Source organism: Shewanella sp. 1180_01, assembly GCF_052850535.1.
Genome location: NZ_VXCT01000013.1, coordinates 29,454 through 42,992, shown reverse-complemented (window position 1 = coordinate 42,992; position 13,539 = coordinate 29,454). Strand labels below are relative to the sequence as shown.

Below are 13,539 nucleotides of genomic sequence, written 5' to 3'. Positions count from 1 at the left end.
CGCCCCAGATTTTATTACATCTGCTCATCACATCTATTCGTTACATCTAAGGGCAACTAACACCAACGGAGAGTTTAGTTACAGCCACATCCACCACCGGCAAAGGCGCGACCGCCGCTACTGCCTTCTTTACTAAAATAAATATGATCATCGAGTGCCAGATCGAGCTTTTCACTGTCGAGCGCCATATCAGCACGTGCCAACTGGCCTTTCTCCCACGGCTGCACCCCTAAATTTGAACAACCACTCAAACCTATAATGAGTGTTACTGCGACTAATGCGGGTTTAAGCATAAATTACTCCTTCAGTAAACTGACGAGCTCTTGCTCGTATTCAGCGGCTTTATCGGCATAAAAACCAACATGATGCTGCACTAACTGACCTTGGCGATTGAACATAAAACTGCTCGGCATACCCAGCAAATCGAAGCTGCGCGCGACATCACCTTCTGGATTGAAACGCACTGAAAAATTGGCGGGGACTTGTTTTAAGAATTCTTGGGCTAACTCGTTATCTGTATCTAGGTTGATTGCCACGACGGCCAAACCTTGATCTTGATACTTTTTTTGGATCTCATTCATCCACGGAAAGGATTTACGGCAAGGCCCACACCAAGAGGCCCAAAAATCGACATAGACGACTTTACCTTTAAACTCACTCAGAGAAACAGCTTGGTTTTGCGCGTTAAACACTTGATGATCCAACGACGGCGCGGCTTGTACGCCAGCGGCCATTAAACTGAGTAACAACAATATTTTCTTCATAGAATATTCCGCGTTAACGATTACCTTTGAATCTATTAACTGAATCTTAAGGTTTTCTTAAACAAGCTGATATAAGTCCAATTAAGCCGTATGCACAGACTCCCCCCACTTAAGGTCGGCATTTTCAACAGCGCAACCTTAATAACATGAGCGCCGATTAAGTGACCGATTTCATCCAAAATGGCAAATATGAGACATTTTGTCCCATTAGGAAAAGTGAAATTAGATCTGCGTCATGTTAATTAAATGTCAAATTCAGTTCTATCACATCTCTTGAAAATTATTGATATACATCAAGAATCTTTACACTCCAACGGCCTAAACTGACCCTGTCAATTATGTAAACCCTTACCAATTTACATTTAAATAACAAAAAAGGTTGACCCATGGACACACATGCAGCCCTATATGAACAGGGAAAGGCGCGCTTAGATGCGTTACGCCAATTCGCTCCCCGTCAACAACAATCGCTGATTGAGAAAATGCAACAGCACGGCATTAGCCGCCGTGATTTTATGAAGTGGAGTGCCATGGTGACGAGCATGCTCGCATTGCCGCTCCCTTTCAGTAACTTAGTAGCCGAAGCTGCCGAATTAGCTGACCGTGTACCCTTAATCTGGTTACACATGGCCGAATGTACTGGCTGCTCAGAATCCTTAATTCGTACCGATACCCCCAATCTAGATTCGCTGATTTTCGATCATATCTCCTTGGAATATCACGAAACCTTAATGGCTGCTGCGGGTTGGCAAGCCGAAGAAAACCTCGAAAATGCACTCGAAACCTACAAGGGCCGCTATTTACTGGCCGTTGAAGGGGCGATTCCAACCGCCAATAACGGCAGCTTCCTCACTGTGGGCTGTAAAGGCCACACAGGGTTAGAAATCATCAAGCATGCTGCAGAAGGCGCCGCCGCGATTATCTCTGTCGGCACTTGTGCGGCGTTTGGTGGCGTGCAAGCTGCCTATCCAAACCCAACGGGGGCGAAAGGCGTGCACGAAGTGGTCAGTAAACCCGTCATTAACTTAGGCGGTTGCCCACCGAGCGAAAAGAACATAGTCGGCACTTTGATGTACTTCATCATGTTCGGCAAATTACCTGCGCTGGATATGTTTAACAGACCAAAATGGGCTTACGGCGCACGGGTACACGATAACTGTGAACGTCGCGGCCGCTTTGATGCCGGTGAATTCGTTGAAGAATTTGGCGATCACGGCGCGAAAGAAGGCTACTGCCTGTATAAAGTCGGTTGTAAAGGTCCTTACACCTACAACAACTGCCCTACCGAGCGCTTTAACCATCACACCAGCTGGCCAGTTCTCGCTGGACACGGTTGTATGGGCTGCTCAGAACCTAACTTCTGGGATTACATGGCCGACTTTGAAAAACCCCTTGGCCGTCAACTCCTCCATGGATTGGATGCGACCGCAGATACTATTGGTGCGGTGATTTTAGGCGCAACTGTGGTGGGCATTGGAGCCCATGCCGTTGCCAGTATTTTTGCCAAACCGCTGGAGGAATAACCCATGAGCAAGCGCGTTGTTATCGACCCTATCACACGTATCGAGGGTCACTTACGTATCGAAGTTGAAGTTGATGAAAATAACGTCATCAGCAAGGCTTGGTCATCCTCCACACTCTGGCGCGGTATTGAAGTCATTCTCAAGGGCCGTACACCTATGGATGTTGGCCTTATTGTGCAACGTATCTGTGGTGTCTGTACCTATTCCCACTACCGCTGCGGCACTGAAGCGGTTGAGAACGCTCTGGGAATTCAAATTCCGTTGAACGCAAGATACTTACGTTCATTAATGCAAACCTCTTTATACATGCATGACCATATTGTGCATTTCTACCATCTACACGGCTTAGATTGGGTGGATGTGGTGTCTGCACTGAGCGCCGATCCTGCTAAAGCGGCACAAGTTGCGCTGCAATACACAGACAAGCCCATAGCCGCGGGTGAAGGTGATTTAAGAGCCGTGCAAGAAAGAGTCAAAGGCTTTGTTGAAACCGGTAAATTAGGCCCCTTCGCCAACGCTTATTGGGGCAATGGCACCTATAAATTTACTCCAGAGCAAAACCTTATCGCGCTATCTCACTATCTTAAAGCGCTTGAAGTACAACGTGTTGCAGCGGAAATGCTGGCCATCTTTGGCGGTAAATCTCCACATCCACAATCCGTTGTTGTTGGTGGTGTGACGTCGGTGCGTGACATGTTAAGCCCTGCTCGCCTGCAGGAATGGAAGCAAAAACATGCGACCGTGACTGACTTTATCCTGCGTGCTTATCAAGCGGATATCGTGATGGCGGCCGAAGCCTTTGGTACTGAGCCAAGCGTGCTGGGCGGCGTGAATGTGAAAAACTTCATGGCGACCGATGACTTTGTGTTAGCCAATGGCGAATACATGTTCAATCAAGGCGTGATCATGAATGGCGACCTTGCCGGTGTCAGCGATGTAAACCCAGATCTGATTGCTGAAGACGTTAGCCATGCTTGGTATAGCGCCGATGCGCCGCAGCATCCCTATGACGGTACCACCATCCCCAATTACACTGGTTTTGTTGAACGCGATACCGTCTACGGCAAGCTGCCAACGCTGGATGGTGATGGCAAATACTCTTGGGTGAAATCCCCCCGTTATCAAGGCGAACCTGTTGAAGTGGGTCCATTAGCCTGCCTATTGGTGAGTTATGCCCGTGGTAACAAAGTGGTTGTGGATTCAGTCAATGCCTTGCTCGCTCGCACTGGCTTACCCGTTGCCGCCCTATTTACCACTTTAGGTCGCACCGCAGCCCGTATGTTACAGACAGTTATCGTCGCCCAAGAAGGATTAAAAACCTTCGATGCGCTGCTGACGAATATCCAGTCTGATGAATCAACTTATGTGAAACCCAATATCGACCCGAGCAAAGAGTACATAGGTCACGCCATGATTGAGGCGCCACGCGGCATGTTAAGCCACTGGATCCGCATTAAAAATGGAGTGATAGAGAACTATCAAGCCGTAGTACCGACGACCTGGAACGCAGGACCTGTGGATGCCAACGGTAAAATGGGTCCCTATGAAGCCTCTTTAATTGGCTTGAAACTGGAAGATCCTACTAAGCCCCTTGAGGTGATACGCATTATTCACTCATTTGACCCTTGCATGGCGTGTTCTGTACACGTGATGGATTTTAAAGGTCAGGCATTGAGCGAGTTCCGTGTCAGCCCCAATGGTCAATAATCGAGGGAGGGAACGCAAAATGAACCATTCTGCAACCCGCATTCGGACACTGGTTTTTAGTCCGGCAATACGGATTTTCCACTGGCTCAGGGCACTATCAATTTTAGTGCTGGTGATCACCGGATTCTATATTGCTTGGCCGTTTCTTGTGGCGCCTGAAAGTACGGATGTGCTCGTACAAGGCTGGATCCGCTTCGCGCATCTGATCTGCGGTTTTGTATTGACCGCCATCACCTTAGTCCGCTTCTACCTGTATTTTTTCAGTCGAAGCGACATTGAGCGGCGCTCATTTCGCGATGTAATGAGTGTAAAAAGCTGGATCACTCAGCTGAAATCTTACTTATGGATGGGTCACTTACATAAAGCGGGTGTATATGGACCGCTGCAATTTGTGACTTATGTAGCAATCTCACTGGTCGCTCTCGTGATATGTATAACGGGTCTGGTGTTGTACGCCAATGTGTATCACCAAGGTTTAGGTGGGATGCTTTGGGGCAGCGCCGCTTGGATTACGGCACAAATGGGTGGGCTGGCACAGGTTAGGATTTTCCATCACTACTTAACTTGGGCATTTGTTATCTTTGTGGTTATCCACGTCTATATGGCGGTTTGGTCAGGGATACGCTTCAAACATAACTCAGTTGACTCGATTGTCTCTGGCTATGACTACCCAAAGCCAGACTCACACCACTAGGAGTCCAATGAAGATATTGCTACTCGGTATTGGCAATGTCCTGTACGCCGATGAAGGCATCGGCGTACATTTTGTCAATTATATAGCTGATAATTATCAGTTTACCCATGAGTCTCACCAGCTGAAGCTGCTCGATGGCGGCACCTTGGCTCAGGGACTTATTCCTATTATTTGCCAATACGATTATTTAATCGTGGTCGATACTGTCAATGCCAATGGCGTAGAAGCGGGCGAGGTCTACTTCTTCGATTTTGATAAGGCTCCGAAGGAAATCGACTGGCAAGGCAGCGCCCATGAAGTCGAAATGCTACAAACCCTCAATATGATGGAAATGGTTGGCGACAGACCTAAGACCTTTGTGCTGGGCGTCACCCCAACCGTGCTCGAACCTATGGTGCTGGGTTTGACCCCTAAAGTCGCCGCCGCAGTGCCGTTAATGGAATCAAGCTTGTTATCCCACTTAGCCTCCCTTGGGTTCACTGCGACGCGTATTGCCGATCACAGTATCGACTCGCTGATCCCTGACTCTTATAAACGCGGCGTTACTACTGGTGAAAGTATATAGAAAATGAAAAACATCAGATTTGATTTTACCTGTTCACGTCAGGTGCCTTTGTACGCGCATTTATGTAATCAATACCTAAATTACGATGCGCTGAATATCAGCATAGGCTGTGATGGCCTACATGACTTTGGTCAGCACAGTTACTTTATTGAAGCCCAGGGCGAGCAGACTCAACTCGAGCAACTGGCCGATGCCATTGCCGCGGACTTTTTGATTTCTGCTTGGTTAATTGACTCCAGCATTAAAGCCATCGACGAGCCCCAAGGCGGCAAAACCTTACTGCCCTTTCCACAGTCTGGATCGAGCCCTGCCATAGTGCCTTTTTGCCAGCATTGTTATCCGCTGATTGGCGATAATCAGTCGGCGAAGTTTGGCACGCTAGATTTTGCCTGCCCTTGCTGCAAGGGCGAAACACAATTAACGCCAGCACAAAAAGCCTTAACCTTGTCAGATATTAAAGCCTTGGCACAGGGGCTGCTGACACAAGGCCCACTGACATTAGCGGCCGCCGATGAACTGCAACTCAGCCTGACACCGTTCGAGCAGCCCTTAAGCGAGCGGCCACAACTGTTAATTTGTAATCCCAATACGCTTAACGCCCACTTCTGTCTGAACGATTCACAGGTGCTCGCGCTTTCCAGTATTGAAAAACCGCTTATCTGCGCCAGACCCACGCAAGAACACGATAAACTCAGTGCGCCACTGTACGACATTTGTTTTGCCTACAGCTGGGTGATTTTAGTGCTCGGGGAAGTATTGAGACAAAAAGGGATCGATTGGGTTTACATTAAAGGGCAGCATAATAGGCCGAAACTCGCGTGGGTCGATGGCGCTTGGGCACAAATTGCTAGCAAAGATTTAGGCTCAACGCAGGCTCAAACCAAGCACTTTATCGCTCCAGAACCCTTAAGGGAAAAAGTCAGTCTTCACGGTTATCAAGCCCAATGGCAAGCGGCGAAACGGTCACGCTCCCATCAAGGCGAACTGAGTGTAGCGATATTAGCTCAATCGAGTGAAGCGGCTCATGCTGCTAACACCTTTACCGCTAACGCAGGTGCCGATAATACAGGTGTCGCTAATGGTGAAATTGAGCACGCAGGCACGCCACACGCTAGCGATACCGAAAATCATACCATCGCGGACGCAGCGTTATTCAGTGCCTTACTCAACGGTAAATTTACCAGCCACAGACAGGCAAAAAATGCCGCGGTCATTTACTTAAGCCATACCCACGCCAGTCAAATTGTGATCTGCGATAATAAGGGCGACACCGAACTCTTCTTCGCCCTACCCGAGCTGCCCGATAACGGTTACGAAATCTTCCATCAACTGGACAGCAGTCCACAAAAAGCAGTGGCACAAAAGTTTAAAAGCCTGTTCCCCGACGATTACCTAAAACTCCTGAGCCTAAAGCTTCACGGCAGACGGGACAACTTGCAAAGTTTGTGGGCAATTGCCGCCATTTTAATTGGCCTCAATCCTCAAGAAGAAACGCAAAGCCAAGAAAGACTCAGCGATGCACTGATGGCGGCCGCCATGCGTTACCACGGTGCCAATGCCCCGCGTATCGATTATCCCCTGACCAAAGGTGAAGCCCACCGCAGCCTAAATTGGTGTAAAGCCTTAGGCACAGTGTTGAGTTTTCGTATCGCAGGTAATGACGACCCGAGTCAACTCGCCTTTGCGATGCAAGACTCGCTGGCGGACTATCTTTCTAACTGGATCGAGCATATCGATTTAAATATCGGCGTGCACAATGTTGCCTTAGCGGGCAATGAATTAACGAATGAAACCCTGTGTAAACGCATCAGTTTACGCTTAGGCAAAAACTTCCCCTTAGTGATCAATCGTAGTCTAGATTTAGACGGCGATAACTTAGCCGTTGGCGCACTTTACGTTAAGCAGCGCCAACTCAATGCCCATGATTAGGAGGCCAAAAGTTAAGTCACAACGCATGCAGCCACATAGACATAATAGTCGCCATAAAAAACACAGTGATCTGCAGATAAAGCGCAGGCTGGCGTTGGAATACCTTGTCCACAAGGGCGCCGCGCTAAAGCGTTGTCAGCTACACGTCACTGGCATAGTGCAAGGGGTGGGATTTCGCCCCTTTGTTTATCGTTATGCCCTTGAATTTCAACTAACAGGTACTGTGCTCAACAATGCCAAGGGCGTGACCATTGAGCTGCAAGGCACGGAAGAAAACCTCACGCAATTTATCACAACGCTCAATACCACCCCGCCACCACTGGCCCGTATCGACAATATCACCCAAACACCTCTGCCGATTTTGCTAGGCGAAACCACATTTGAAATTATAAAAAGCGACAGCCATGAGGACGATGACCCAAGTTCACCGATAGGCGCGCAGGTGGCGGTATCTGCGGATAAAAGTATCTGCCAAGATTGCTTGAACGACATGCATAATCCTGATGATCGCCACTTTGGCTATGCTTTTACCAACTGCACAAATTGCGGCCCAAGATACACCATAATCAATGCCTTACCTTATGATCGCCACAGTACCGCCATGGCCGATTTTGACATGTGCCCCGAGTGCGCCAAAGCATATCAAAACCCACTCGACCGCCGCTATCATGCTCAGCCAGTCAGTTGCCCAGTCTGCGGCCCCAGACTCAGTTTAAAAACACCCCAAGGGGAATACATCATCCCCAATACCTCTAATTTCAGTACACCTGAATTGAATACGGATTTGGCGGTACTGAAAGCGGCGGCTGACAGATTACACCAAGGGCAGATTCTGGCAATTAAGGGACTGGGCGGATTTCACTTAATCTGTGATGCCCGTAACGACAAAGCAGTCAACAAACTCCGGCTGCGAAAACAGCGCCAAGCCAAGCCGCTAGCTGTGATGATGGCGGATATCCAGATGGCGCAGCACTATGTCACAGGGACGGATGCTGAGTGGCAAGTACTGAGTTCGCAGGAGCGGCCCATAGTGCTGATGAGCAGCCGCGCCGAACATGATCTCAGCTTAGCTGTCGCCCCTAATCTGAATAAACTCGGGGTATTTTTGCCCTACACACCACTGCATCATTTACTGTTAGGTCTCTTCAAAGGGCCATTGGTCGCGACCAGCGCTAATGTGTCCGGAGAACCTATCATCACAAATTGTGATGAACTTATTCGCCACTTAAGCCATGTTGCGGATGCAATAGTTGACCATAATCGGCCGATTATTAATGGCTGCGATGACAGTGTGGTGCAGGTGATTCAGCCCCACATGGATTTGCCTGCAGGGGTGCAAGTGCTGCGTCTCGCCCGTGGTTATGCGCCGTTAAGTTTTCCCTTAGAGATACCCCTGTCCCAATCAATTTTGGCCGTGGGGGCGCAGCAAAAGAATGCCATCGCCTTAGGCTTTGGCAATAATGTGTTTTTAAGTCCCCATATTGGCGATTTATTCAGTGTCAGCGCCGAGCAGTATTTTGAGCGCACCTTAGCGACCTTCGCGCGGCTGTATCACTTTGCGCCCAATCTCATTGTTCGCGATAAACACCCAGATTATGCCCCATCGCGCTGGGCTGAAATGCACTCAAACTCGATCACAGAACTGCGCAATAGCAGCCAAAGCCAATGTTTAACGGTACAACATCACCATGCCCATGTGCTCAGCGTAATGGCGGTTAACCAATATCGAGAACCTGTATTGGGTTTTAGTTTTGATGGCACTGGGCTTGGCGACGATGGCAGTCTATGGGGCGGTGAAGTGCTATTAACCACACTGGATAAAGCGCAGCGACTGGCCCATTTTGAGCCTATAGCCTTGCTGGGCGGCGAGCAAGCCATTAAGCAACCTGTGCGGTTGTTACTGGCATTATTGTTCGAGCAAATGAGCCTCGATGCTGTACTCGTATTGCAATTACCTATATTAAACAACATGCGCCCAAACACTCTGACTAACTTACATAAAATCTGGCAGAACGGTAGCGCACTTAAAAGCTCATCGGTCGGACGCTTGTTCGATGCCCTCGCCTGCGCCTTAGACTTAATCGAAACCACACAATTTGAAGGTCAAGCTGGCATGGCAATAGAAGCCGCAGCCAATCGCGCCGATGCATTAGCCCTTGAAGCCATTTCGCTTAACTTACCTCTTGACGTCGACCAGTGGCGCAGCAGTGAAATGTTCAAGCAAATTGTTGAATTGATTACTGCACAACCGCTAACGGACAAAAGACGAGATGCCATCGCCCGCGCCTTTTTACACACATTAGGCGATGCTATCTGCGACTATGCCGCCCAGTACAAACACCTCCCAACCGTACTCTGCGGCGGCGTATTCCAAAATAAATACCTATTGGAATACTGCCTGAGCAAACTCAGCGCCCAAGGCAATAAAGTGTTATCCAGTCAACAGATCCCCATCAATGATGGCGGCATCGCCCTAGGCCAACTCTGGTATGGCATTCATCAGAGTCAATAACCTTACTTATTTGATAAGCCCTGATGTTCGCTCGCCATTTTTATCCCCATAAACCTGACGAACATCAAAGATCCGTAGCGCAATTTGTATCACACTCAACATTAGCGTAACCAAATTAACGATTCGTACATCAATCATTATTTGTCAGGCAAAGTCCTCGTACTCTGCCGATACAAGGAGAGGTAAAATGTGTAAAGACTGCGGCTGCTCCCTTACCCGCCACGACCATGATCATCTAGGCGCGCATGCCCATAGCCATGAGCATAATCATGACCATTCACATACTCATGAGCATAGCCATCAAGAGTTACACACAAATCCTCAGTTAAACGATAAAAAAACCTTGTCAGTCATCCACAAAATTTTAGATAAAAATGATGTCGAAGCAGGTCATAACCGCGCCCACTTTGAGGCACATAACATTACTGCCTTCAACATCATGAGTAGCCCGGGCAGTGGCAAAACCACCCTATTAGAAAATCTCAAAGAATACACCAAGCTCAACTATGCGGTGATCGAGGGCGACTTAGAAACCTCCCGCGATGCCGACCGCCTCATCGCTAAAGGCATTAAGGCCTATCAAATTCAAACGGGCAGCGCCTGTCACCTCGACGCCTTTATGGTGCACGGTGCCCTACATCATCTGCCGCTTGAAGGACTCGATATTTGCTTTGTCGAAAACGTCGGTAATCTCGTCTGCCCAGCCAGTTATGATGTGGGCACTCACAAAAATATCGTGCTGCTGTCCGTGCCAGAAGGCGATGATAAGATTGAGAAATATCCTGTGATGTTCCGCCGCGCCGATGTAGTTTTTATCACAAAGTGCGATCTACTGCCCTATTTTGATTTCAAGATGGACGAAGCCAGAGCGCAGCTTAAAAAACTCAATCCAGCAACTCAAATTATTGAAGTCTCAATTAAAGATGGCGACTCCATGCAGGCTGTAGCCGCTTGGCTTAAAGACAATATTCGAGGTGCACAATAATGTGCTTGTCCATACCTTCCCAAGTGGTGGCGGTCGATATTGAGCGCCAGAGTGTCACCGTCGATACCTTAGGCGTGCGCCGCGATGTCAGCAGTCATTTAATGAATGAACCACTGGAGATTGGCGACTATGTGTTGATCCATATTGGTTTTGTGATGAACAAAATTGATAAGGAAGATGCGCAGCAAAGCATTGAACTATACAAAGAAATCGTCACTAAGCTTGAAAATGAAGCCATACACTGACCATCAACAGTGCAAGATTGAGTCGCAAGGCGCGCGCCCTATCGAGTGTACCGAGGAAAGAGCATGCTTGAACTAAAACACCTCTATCAAGGCTTTCGCGATCCCCAAACGATTGCCAATTTAGCGCGGGATATTCAGGTAACCGCTAAATTGGTTAAGCAACCAATCAATATCATGGAAGTCTGTGGCGGTCATACCCACACTATTATGAAATACGGCTTACTGGATTTACTGCCTGATAATATTGAGTTTATCCACGGCCCAGGTTGTCCAGTGTGCATTATGCCGAAAGAGCGCATTGACCAAGCGGCGGCGCTGGCCTCCCAAGAGAATGTCATCTTAGTGACGCTGGGCGATATGATCCGTGTGCCCGGTTCTAAGGGTTCCTTAGCCAGTTTTAGGGCGAAAGGCTGCGATATTCGACCGATTTATGATCCCTTAGATACGCTCAAAATTGCCCGCGATAATCCCGATAAAACCGTAGTGTTCTTTGCCATCGGCTTTGAAACCTCAACCCCAATGACAGCGATTTTATTGCAGCTGGCCGAACACGAAAAACTCGAGAATCTGTTATTCCATATTAATCATGTATTAGTGCCGCCCGCGATTGATGCCGTGATGCACGACCCGAAAGCCAGAGTGAATGCCTTTATTGGCCCCGCCCATGTGAGCGTGATCAGCGGCGCCAAAATCTATCGCAGCACAGTCGAAAACTATGGTACGCCTGTGGTTGTCGCAGGATTTGAACCCGTTGATGTGATGGAGTCGATTTTACGGATTGTGCACCAAAAAGCCGCGGGCAAAGCGGAGCTCGATATCCAATACAGCCGCGCGGTATCACAGGACGGTAACCTCACGGCGCAGGCCAAAGTGAATCAATTCTTTAATGTCAGACCGCAATTTCGCTGGCGCGGCCTCGGTCCTATCCCCAATTCAGCCCTGCAGCTCAAACCCGAATATGCTCACAGGGACGCCGAACTGCGCTTTAAGGACTGCTTACCCGTGAAGGAAATTGACGATCATAAAGCCTGTCAGTGTGGCGATATTCTTCGTGGGCTTGCTAAACCAAAGGACTGTAAAGTTTTTGGCCGAGGCTGCAATCCCGAAACGCCCCTAGGAAGCTGCATGGTCAGCTCCGAAGGTGCATGTAACGCCTATTACCGCTATCAAGGTATCGATATCAAGGAGCCACATCATGGCTGATACGCTAAAAGATAAATCCATTCAGCTCAGCCACGGTGGTGGCGGCAAAGAAATGAATAAACTGATCCGTGATCTTTTTTTTGCCGAATTTGATAACCCAATCCTTCGTAGCGAAGAAGACGCTGCCAAACTCGATTTGCACGGCGCCAACGCCTTTACTACTGACTCTTTTACCGTCTCACCTTTGTTTTTTGCCGGCGGCGATATCGGCAAACTTGCTATCGCGGGCACAGTCAACGATCTCGCTATGATGGGTGCAGAACCTCAGTATCTGAGCTGTAGCGTGATCATCGAAGAAGGCTTTTCTATCAATGATTTAACGACTATTGTCCGAAGCATGGCAAAAGAGCTCAAACAAAGTGGCGCGCGGATTGTCTGCGGCGACACTAAAGTCGTACCCAAGGGCTGCGCCGATGGTTTATTTATTAATACCTCAGGCATTGGTCGCATCTTGCGTCCCAACATCTCAGCAGCAAATATCGCTGTGGGCGATGCCATTATCGTCTCCCGTGATATAGGCTGCCACGGCGCGGCGATTTTAATGGCGCGAGAAGGGCTCACACTCGAATCGGCATTGCAAAGTGACTGCGCGACGCTCTGGCCCATAGTCGAGCAATTGATCGCCGCCAATATTCCTATCCATGCGATGCGCGATGCGACTCGCGGTGGCTTATCGGCAGTGCTCAATGAATGGGCTGTCGCCTCCAATGTTGGCATTACAGTCAATGAGGCCAGTATTCCCGTCAGCGATGAAGTCAAAGGTCTGTGTGAACTCTATGGTTTCGAAGCCATGGATCTCGCTAACGAAGGCACTTTCATTCTCGCCGTCCCCAATGACATAGCATTAGGCGCGCTCGAGATCATGCAACGCTTTGGCCGCTGTGAGCACGCATCGATAATCGGCACTGTGAGTGATGAATTCGCGGGAAAAGTCGTGCTAAGAACGCCTTGGAATACCAAGCGTTATCTCGATCTTCCCCAGGGTGAACTGCTGCCAAGGATTTGCTGATGCACGAATATTCGATTGTGAGTGCCCTGATTGAGCAATGTGAACAGCATGCGCTGGTCAATCACGCCGCTAAAATCACCCGAGTGGATATCAAACTGGGGGTGATGAGCGGGGTTGAGCCTAGCCTGCTGCAAACCGCCTTCGATACCTTTAAGCTCGATGGCATTTGCAAAGCTGCCCAGCTCAATATCCAAATTCAGCCGCTAGTAATACTTTGCCAAGACTGCCAGAGCGAATCCGTGCTGAGTGAACGCACCATCGTCTGCCCAGCGTGTCAAAGCTATCGCACCCGCGTACTCGATGGCGAAGACATGCTACTGATGCAACTTGAAATGGAGCAGGGGGAAGATTAAATCCTTCATTTGTAATCTGCATTGTTAACGACAGCAGAGTCGATAAAGAT

13 protein-coding genes are annotated in these 13,539 nt (G+C 48.8%); 11 read left to right on the top strand and 2 right to left on the bottom strand.

Features of this window, described 5'->3' with window-relative positions; all coding sequences use genetic code 11:
- Positions 1 to 74: 74 nt before the first annotated feature.
- Positions 75 to 293 carry a DUF4266 domain-containing protein gene (locus FW758_RS09530; RefSeq protein ID WP_006081386.1) on the bottom strand — a complete coding sequence of 73 codons (219 nt, stop codon included), beginning with the start codon at positions 291 to 293 and terminating at the stop codon, positions 75 to 77.
- Between the two features lie 3 nt (positions 294 to 296).
- Positions 297 to 764 (bottom strand): TlpA disulfide reductase family protein, encoded by a 468-nt coding sequence (locus FW758_RS09525; RefSeq protein WP_006081385.1) that lies wholly within the window; start codon positions 762 to 764, stop codon positions 297 to 299.
- Positions 765 to 1,150: 386 nt separating this feature from the next.
- Here FW758_RS09525 and hyaA point away from each other — a divergent pair, with 386 nt between their 5' ends.
- The 11 genes from hyaA to hypA all read left to right on the top strand — a co-directional run bounded on the left by hyaA (position 1,151) and on the right by hypA (position 13,489).
- A complete protein-coding gene (gene hyaA, locus FW758_RS09520; RefSeq protein ID WP_446445252.1) occupies positions 1,151 to 2,287 on the top strand; it encodes a nickel-dependent hydrogenase small subunit in 1,137 nt (378 codons plus the stop codon).
- A gap of 3 nt (positions 2,288 to 2,290) precedes the next feature.
- Complete coding sequence (gene hyaB, locus FW758_RS09515; RefSeq protein ID WP_006081383.1) at positions 2,291 to 3,994, top strand: nickel-dependent hydrogenase large subunit; 1,704 nt, start codon at positions 2,291 to 2,293, stop codon at positions 3,992 to 3,994.
- Positions 3,995 to 4,013: 19 nt separating this feature from the next.
- Positions 4,014 to 4,688: a Ni/Fe-hydrogenase, b-type cytochrome subunit gene (cybH, locus tag FW758_RS09510; RefSeq protein WP_006081382.1), complete on the top strand. Its 675-nt coding sequence runs from the start codon at positions 4,014 to 4,016 to the stop codon at positions 4,686 to 4,688.
- A gap of 7 nt (positions 4,689 to 4,695) precedes the next feature.
- Positions 4,696 to 5,253 (top strand): HyaD/HybD family hydrogenase maturation endopeptidase, encoded by a 558-nt coding sequence (locus FW758_RS09505; protein WP_006086407.1) that lies wholly within the window; start codon positions 4,696 to 4,698, stop codon positions 5,251 to 5,253.
- Between the two features lie 3 nt (positions 5,254 to 5,256).
- Entirely contained in the window at positions 5,257 to 7,182 is a 1,926-nt protein-coding gene (locus FW758_RS09500; RefSeq protein WP_446445251.1) for a NiFe hydrogenase, read from the top strand.
- A complete protein-coding gene (gene hypF, locus FW758_RS09495; protein ID WP_446445278.1) occupies positions 7,175 to 9,694 on the top strand; it encodes a carbamoyltransferase HypF in 2,520 nt (839 codons plus the stop codon). Before FW758_RS09500 ends, hypF begins: the two co-directional genes overlap by 8 nt.
- A gap of 187 nt (positions 9,695 to 9,881) precedes the next feature.
- Positions 9,882 to 10,679: a hydrogenase nickel incorporation protein HypB gene (gene hypB, locus FW758_RS09490; protein WP_113939527.1), complete on the top strand. Its 798-nt coding sequence runs from the start codon at positions 9,882 to 9,884 to the stop codon at positions 10,677 to 10,679.
- The gene (locus tag FW758_RS09485) at positions 10,679 to 10,924 is read left to right on the top strand and encodes a HypC/HybG/HupF family hydrogenase formation chaperone (protein ID WP_113939526.1); all 246 of its coding nucleotides are present in this window, start codon (positions 10,679 to 10,681) and stop codon (positions 10,922 to 10,924) included. The genes hypB and FW758_RS09485 overlap by 1 nt, the downstream gene beginning before the upstream one ends.
- Before the next feature lie 63 nt (positions 10,925 to 10,987).
- Positions 10,988 to 12,127, top strand: a complete 1,140-nt coding sequence (hypD, locus tag FW758_RS09480) for a hydrogenase formation protein HypD (protein WP_446445250.1) — start codon at positions 10,988 to 10,990, stop codon at positions 12,125 to 12,127.
- The gene (hypE, locus tag FW758_RS09475) at positions 12,120 to 13,136 is read left to right on the top strand and encodes a hydrogenase expression/formation protein HypE (protein ID WP_107404699.1); all 1,017 of its coding nucleotides are present in this window, start codon (positions 12,120 to 12,122) and stop codon (positions 13,134 to 13,136) included. The genes hypD and hypE overlap by 8 nt, the downstream gene beginning before the upstream one ends.
- Positions 13,136 to 13,489, top strand: coding sequence for a hydrogenase maturation nickel metallochaperone HypA (hypA, locus tag FW758_RS09470; protein ID WP_446445249.1), 354 nt, complete (start codon positions 13,136 to 13,138; stop codon positions 13,487 to 13,489). Before hypE ends, hypA begins: the two co-directional genes overlap by 1 nt.
- Positions 13,490 to 13,539: the final 50 nt, after the last annotated feature.

What these genes read in the sequence shown, in the direction of transcription:
- FW758_RS09485 (WP_113939526.1), top strand. Translation starts at nt 10,679, where the DNA reads ATGTGCTTGTCCATACCTTCCCAAGTGGTGGCGGTCGATATTGAGCGC.
- hypA (WP_446445249.1), top strand. Translation starts at nt 13,136, where the DNA reads ATGCACGAATATTCGATTGTGAGTGCCCTGATTGAGCAATGTGAACAG.
- FW758_RS09500 (WP_446445251.1), top strand. Translation starts at nt 5,257, where the DNA reads ATGAAAAACATCAGATTTGATTTTACCTGTTCACGTCAGGTGCCTTTG.
- hypE (WP_107404699.1), top strand. Translation starts at nt 12,120, where the DNA reads ATGGCTGATACGCTAAAAGATAAATCCATTCAGCTCAGCCACGGTGGT.
- FW758_RS09505 (WP_006086407.1), top strand. Translation starts at nt 4,696, where the DNA reads ATGAAGATATTGCTACTCGGTATTGGCAATGTCCTGTACGCCGATGAA.
- hyaB (WP_006081383.1), top strand. Translation starts at nt 2,291, where the DNA reads ATGAGCAAGCGCGTTGTTATCGACCCTATCACACGTATCGAGGGTCAC.
- FW758_RS09525 (WP_006081385.1), bottom strand. Translation starts at nt 764, where the DNA reads ATGAAGAAAATATTGTTGTTACTCAGTTTAATGGCCGCTGGCGTACAA.
- hypD (WP_446445250.1), top strand. Translation starts at nt 10,988, where the DNA reads ATGCTTGAACTAAAACACCTCTATCAAGGCTTTCGCGATCCCCAAACG.
- hypF (WP_446445278.1), top strand. Translation starts at nt 7,175, where the DNA reads ATGATTAGGAGGCCAAAAGTTAAGTCACAACGCATGCAGCCACATAGA.
- hypB (WP_113939527.1), top strand. Translation starts at nt 9,882, where the DNA reads ATGTGTAAAGACTGCGGCTGCTCCCTTACCCGCCACGACCATGATCAT.
- hyaA (WP_446445252.1), top strand. Translation starts at nt 1,151, where the DNA reads ATGGACACACATGCAGCCCTATATGAACAGGGAAAGGCGCGCTTAGAT.
- FW758_RS09530 (WP_006081386.1), bottom strand. Translation starts at nt 293, where the DNA reads ATGCTTAAACCCGCATTAGTCGCAGTAACACTCATTATAGGTTTGAGT.
- cybH (WP_006081382.1), top strand. Translation starts at nt 4,014, where the DNA reads ATGAACCATTCTGCAACCCGCATTCGGACACTGGTTTTTAGTCCGGCA.